Annotated in this window: 7 protein-coding genes; 6 read left to right on the top strand and 1 reads right to left on the bottom strand. The window is 39.1% G+C overall.

The window, feature by feature from the left end; translation table 11 throughout:
• From V7D82_RS13365 to V7D82_RS13350, 4 genes are all read left to right on the top strand, one after another.
• Nucleotides 1-312 (top strand): ArsR/SmtB family transcription factor (locus tag V7D82_RS13365; RefSeq protein ID WP_333601451.1); only part of this gene is annotated, 312 nt, incomplete at its 5' end.
• Entirely contained in the window at nucleotides 299-754 is a 456-nt protein-coding gene (locus V7D82_RS13360; protein ID WP_333601450.1) for an SRPBCC domain-containing protein, read from the top strand. The genes V7D82_RS13365 and V7D82_RS13360, both read left to right, overlap by 14 nt.
• A 1-nt stretch (nucleotide 755) precedes the next feature.
• On the top strand, nucleotides 756-1,214 hold the full coding sequence (locus tag V7D82_RS13355) for an SRPBCC family protein (RefSeq protein ID WP_333601449.1): 459 nt from the start codon (nucleotides 756-758) through the stop codon (nucleotides 1,212-1,214).
• A 19-nt stretch (nucleotides 1,215-1,233) separates the two neighbouring features.
• Nucleotides 1,234-1,677: an SRPBCC family protein gene (locus tag V7D82_RS13350; protein WP_333601448.1), complete on the top strand. Its 444-nt coding sequence runs from the start codon at nucleotides 1,234-1,236 to the stop codon at nucleotides 1,675-1,677.
• 79 nt (nucleotides 1,678-1,756) lie between these two features.
• On the opposite strand, the gene V7D82_RS13345 is transcribed toward V7D82_RS13350, so the two are convergent.
• Nucleotides 1,757-2,959, bottom strand: a complete 1,203-nt coding sequence (locus V7D82_RS13345) for an aminotransferase class I/II-fold pyridoxal phosphate-dependent enzyme (RefSeq protein WP_333601452.1) — start codon at nucleotides 2,957-2,959, stop codon at nucleotides 1,757-1,759.
• A 202-nt stretch (nucleotides 2,960-3,161) separates the two neighbouring features.
• Between V7D82_RS13345 and V7D82_RS13340 the strand changes: the two genes are divergently transcribed.
• The gene (locus V7D82_RS13340) at nucleotides 3,162-3,614 is read left to right on the top strand and encodes an Lrp/AsnC family transcriptional regulator (protein WP_333601447.1); all 453 of its coding nucleotides are present in this window, start codon (nucleotides 3,162-3,164) and stop codon (nucleotides 3,612-3,614) included.
• Between the two features lie 100 nt (nucleotides 3,615-3,714).
• A partial coding sequence (locus tag V7D82_RS13335; protein WP_333601446.1) for a dihydrolipoyl dehydrogenase family protein occupies nucleotides 3,715-4,584 on the top strand: 870 nt, incomplete at its 3' end.

Below are 4,584 nucleotides of genomic sequence, written 5' to 3'. Positions count from 1 at the left end.
CAGGCCATTGCCGATCCAACCCGAAGAGCAATTCTAAGCTTATTGGCAGCCCAAACGTTAACGCTCAATGCCGTTGCTGAGAATTTCCACATTAGCCGCCCGGCCATTTCCAAACACATCAAAATTTTAAACGAATGCGGACTGATTGAAATCAAAGACAAAGGCAGAGAGCGTTATTGCGAAGCCAAACTCGAGAAGCTTAATGAAGTATCACAATGGATTGAACAGTACAAACAATTCTGGGAAACCAAACTTGATGCTTTGGAAACCTATTTAGATAAACTTCAAAAAGATACAAATGACAACCTATAACACCACCGACAGAGAAATTACGGTTTCTCGCATACTCAACGCTCCCATCGAATTAGTTTGGGAAGTCTGGACCAATCCCAATCACATCAAAAATTGGTGGGGACCCGATGGATTCACCAATACCATTACACAAATGGAGGTAACACCAGGTGGCAAATGGAACCTAGTCATGCACGGCCCGGACGGAACTGATTATGACAACGAAAGTATTTTTACCGAAGTCGAATGGCATAAAAAAATAGCTTACCATCACATATCCGATCATGAGTTCATAGCCACTATTGCATTTGAAACAAAAGGCGAACAGACTTATATACATTGGCAAATGCTATTCCCGACCAAAGAAGAATTAATGCGAATTGTTAGCATGTATGACATTGCCGATAGTTTGCAGCAAAACGCAAACAAATTAGAATCTTATATAAAAAATCAACAAAACTAAAATGACACCAACAGACAGCAACACCGCAGACAGATCCATTACCGTTTCCCGACTCCTCAATGCTCCGGTAGCATTGGTTTGGGAAGTTTGGATCAACCCTGACCACATCAAAAATTGGTGGGGACCCAATGGCTTTACCAATACCATTTCAAAAATGGAAGTGCAACCCGAAGGCGAATGGGACTTAATCATGCACGGCCCGGACGGAACCGATTATAAAAACAAAAGCGTTTTTAAAGAAGTGATTTTGCATAAAAAATTAGTTTACGAACACATGACTGGACCCAAATTCACAGCGACCATTCACTTTGAAAGTCAGGGCAATCAAACACAGATTCACTGGCAAATGCTCTTCCCTACCAAAGAAGAATTAATTCAAACCGTAAAAACATTCAACGCAGCCGAAGGTTTACAACAAAACATTATCAAACTGGAAGCTTATTTGGAAGCTCAATTATAAAATTTAAACAACAACATTTATGGAAAAAACAGCCAACAGCCTCACACTCAAAAAAGTGTATCAGGCTCCGGTAGCACTGCTTTGGAAAGTGATTACCGATAGAGAACATCTAAAACAATGGTATTTTGATTTCACCGAAGACTGGCAAATGACAATAGGCAGCACCTTCGACTGGTATGCTGGGGACAACAATGGAAAGCAATGGCAACATCGCGGTAAAATGATTGAGATTATCGAAAACCAAAAACTAGTACACAGCTGGGAATATGTAGGCTACAGCGGAACGTCAGTAGTAACTTGGGAACTGCATCCCGTTGATGAAAATACAACCGAATTACATTTCAGCCATGTCTTTACGGTTCCGTTTGATGTGACTGAACCAGGATTGGCCAGAGAAAACTTCGAAAAAGGCTGGAACCATATTCTTACTATATCTTTAGTAGACTATATTGATACACTTTAAGTCATATTTCTTTTAAATATAAAAGTCCGTTGGTGTCTTACTACCAGCGGACTTTTTTTGAACCAAATTAAAGTACTAATTATAAAATGTCCAATTCCTGCATGCACTGTTTCATCATGTGATACGTGCGTTGTATATCATTATCCAATCCTATAGAAAAACGAATTAAACCATCTGTCAATCCCATTTCTTTTTGCTCGTCTAGTGGAATTTCAGAAGATGTTGAAGTACCCGGAGCACTGAATAAAGTTTTATAAAATCCTAAACTTACTGCCAAGTAGCCGAGATTTCTGTTTTGCATTAATTCCATCAGTTCGTTGGCTTTATCCAAAGTCCCCACATCCATTGTCATCATGCCTCCAAAACCATACTCTTCATTAATCATACTCGCATACAAACTATGACTCGGGTGACTTGGTAAACCCGGATAGACAATCTTCAAACCGTCTTTTTCAAATTGCTGCGCCAAATACATGGCATTATGACTGTGTTGTTTCATTCGGATGTGAAGCGTGCGCAAATTCTTTAAGATACTTGCCGCCCTTAAGCTATCCATCGTTGGTCCTAATAACATGCTGGCACCATCGTTTACATTCTTTAAATCATTGATGAAATTTTGCGAAGCACAGACTACACCTCCCACAGTATCACTGCTACCATTGATAAATTTGGTCAAACTGTGTATCACAACATCAGCACCTAATTTTGCCGGAGCAACCGATAATGGTGAAAAAGTATTATCAACAACTAACTTAAGGCCATAGCGTTTGGCAATAACTGCTAAGGCTTCAATATCGGCTACTTCCAGCAATGGATTGCTTACCGTTTCACAGTACAATACTTTCGTATTGGGCGTGATGGCAGCTTCAACGATGTCTAATTTTGTGATGTCAACGAATTTGGTTTTGATATTCCATTTTGGCAACATATTTTTCATAAAGGCATAGGTTCCGCCATAAATGGTTCGGCTTGATACGATTTCATCTCCGGCACTACACAACTGCATCAAAACCGGCGTGATGGCGCCCATACCCGAAGCCGCTACATTCGCACTTTCCGTTCCTTCCATGGCAGCCAGCGCCTGACCTAAGTACAAATTCATAGGCGATGAATGACGGGAGTACAAATAGCAACCTTCGGCATTGCCTTCAAAAGTATCAAACATCGTTTTGGCCGAAAGAAAGGTATACGTAGAGCTATCAGAGATGGAAGGATTCACACCTCCAAATTCGCCAAAGTATTGCAGATCCTGAATTTTATCTGCCGGATTAAAATCAGTCAACGTTTGTGGTATTTCATTCATAGTCTAAAATTTGAGGTTGTTTATTATTGACAAATTTGAATTTTATCTGATTAATAATCAATAATTATGTCATTATATAGATTTTAATTCTGTTAAATATAATTTTACTAGATGTTATTTCTATATTTGAAATCAATTAAAGCTATTACTAGTTTTTTAAACTAAAATTCACCCTCTAAAAATGGACACTACCGATAAAAAACTCCTGGCATTGCTGCAACAAGATGCGAAACAAACCACCAAACAACTGGCTGCAAAACTTAACTTATCCGTTACTGCCGTGTACGAACGCATCAAAAAATTGGAACGCGAAGGCATCATCGATAAATATGTTGCGTTGTTAAATCGAAATAAAGTCAACAAAGGATTTGTGGTGTTTTGCCACATCAAATTGATTCAGCATTCCAAAGAATTCCTGACCAATTTTGAACGCCAAGTGGTTAAATTGGAAGAAGTATTAGAGTGTTTTCACGTCAGTGGTGATTATGATTATATCCTGAAGGTATGTATCAAAGACATGGAAGAATACCGTGAATTTATGGTAACCAAACTCACAACACTTCAGCACATCGGTAGTACCCACAGCACGTTTATGATTGGGGAAGTAAAAAACACTACGGTTTTTACCCTTTAAAAATCTTTTTCAAATTTGCGATTGGTATTGAAATTAACATTCCAATTTAATTCGTAATTTTGTGCCACAAAAGATAAAACACACTAATTTTTATTGCCATATGAGTTCATTTGACGTTGTCATTATAGGTTCGGGGCCAGGTGGATATGTTTCTGCTATCCGTTGTGCCCAATTAGGTTTCAAAACCGCCATCATCGAAAAATATTCCACACTGGGTGGAACTTGTCTTAACGTAGGTTGTATTCCCTCTAAAGCTTTACTAGCTTCTTCGCATCATTATGAAGAATTACAGCACTTTGCCGATCACGGTATCGAAGTATCCGGAAAAGTACAAGTAAATTTAGAGAAAATGATTGCCCGCAAGCAAGCCGTAGTTGACCAAACTTCTGGCGGCGTTAAGTTCCTGATGGATAAAAATAAAATTACCGTTTTTGAAGGATTAGGCTCATTTGAAGACGCTACTCATGTGAAGGTAACTAAAGCCGACGGTTCTTCAGAAGTAATCGAAGGGAAAAATATAATCATTGCAACCGGTTCTAAACCATCCACCTTGCCGTTTATCAAATTAGACAAAGAAAGAGTCATCACTTCTACCGAAGCATTGAAATTACCGGAAGTTCCGAAACACTTAATCATCATTGGTGGTGGCGTGATCGGAATTGAACTGGGGCAAGTGTATTTAAGACTTGGCGCACAGGTTTCGGTAATTGAATTTTTAGACCGAATCATTCCGGGTATGGATGCCGGTTTGTCTAAAGAATTGACTAAAGTATTGAAAAAACAAGGCATGAAATTCTACACTTCCCACAAAGTGAAAGAAGTAACCCGAAAAGGCAAAAACGTTACTGTTGTTGCTGATGATGCCAAAGGAAATACGATAACTTTTGATGGTGATTATTGCTTAGTGGCTGTAGGTCGCCGCCCATATACCGATGGATTAAACGCTGACAAAGCCGGTGTAAAAGTGACC

The organism is Flavobacterium sp., from assembly GCF_036741995.1.
Lineage (GTDB): Bacteria > Bacteroidota > Bacteroidia > Flavobacteriales > Flavobacteriaceae > Flavobacterium.
Note: the sequence above shows the minus strand (reverse complement) of the source record. Positions and strands in the feature narration are given on the sequence as shown.

Excerpts from the sequence above, each read along its gene's own strand:
- V7D82_RS13360 (WP_333601450.1), top strand. The coding sequence starts at position 299 with ATGACAACCTATAACACCACCGACAGAGAAATTACGGTTTCTCGCATA.
- V7D82_RS13355 (WP_333601449.1), top strand. The coding sequence starts at position 756 with ATGACACCAACAGACAGCAACACCGCAGACAGATCCATTACCGTTTCC.
- V7D82_RS13350 (WP_333601448.1), top strand. The coding sequence starts at position 1,234 with ATGGAAAAAACAGCCAACAGCCTCACACTCAAAAAAGTGTATCAGGCT.
- V7D82_RS13340 (WP_333601447.1), top strand. The coding sequence starts at position 3,162 with ATGGACACTACCGATAAAAAACTCCTGGCATTGCTGCAACAAGATGCG.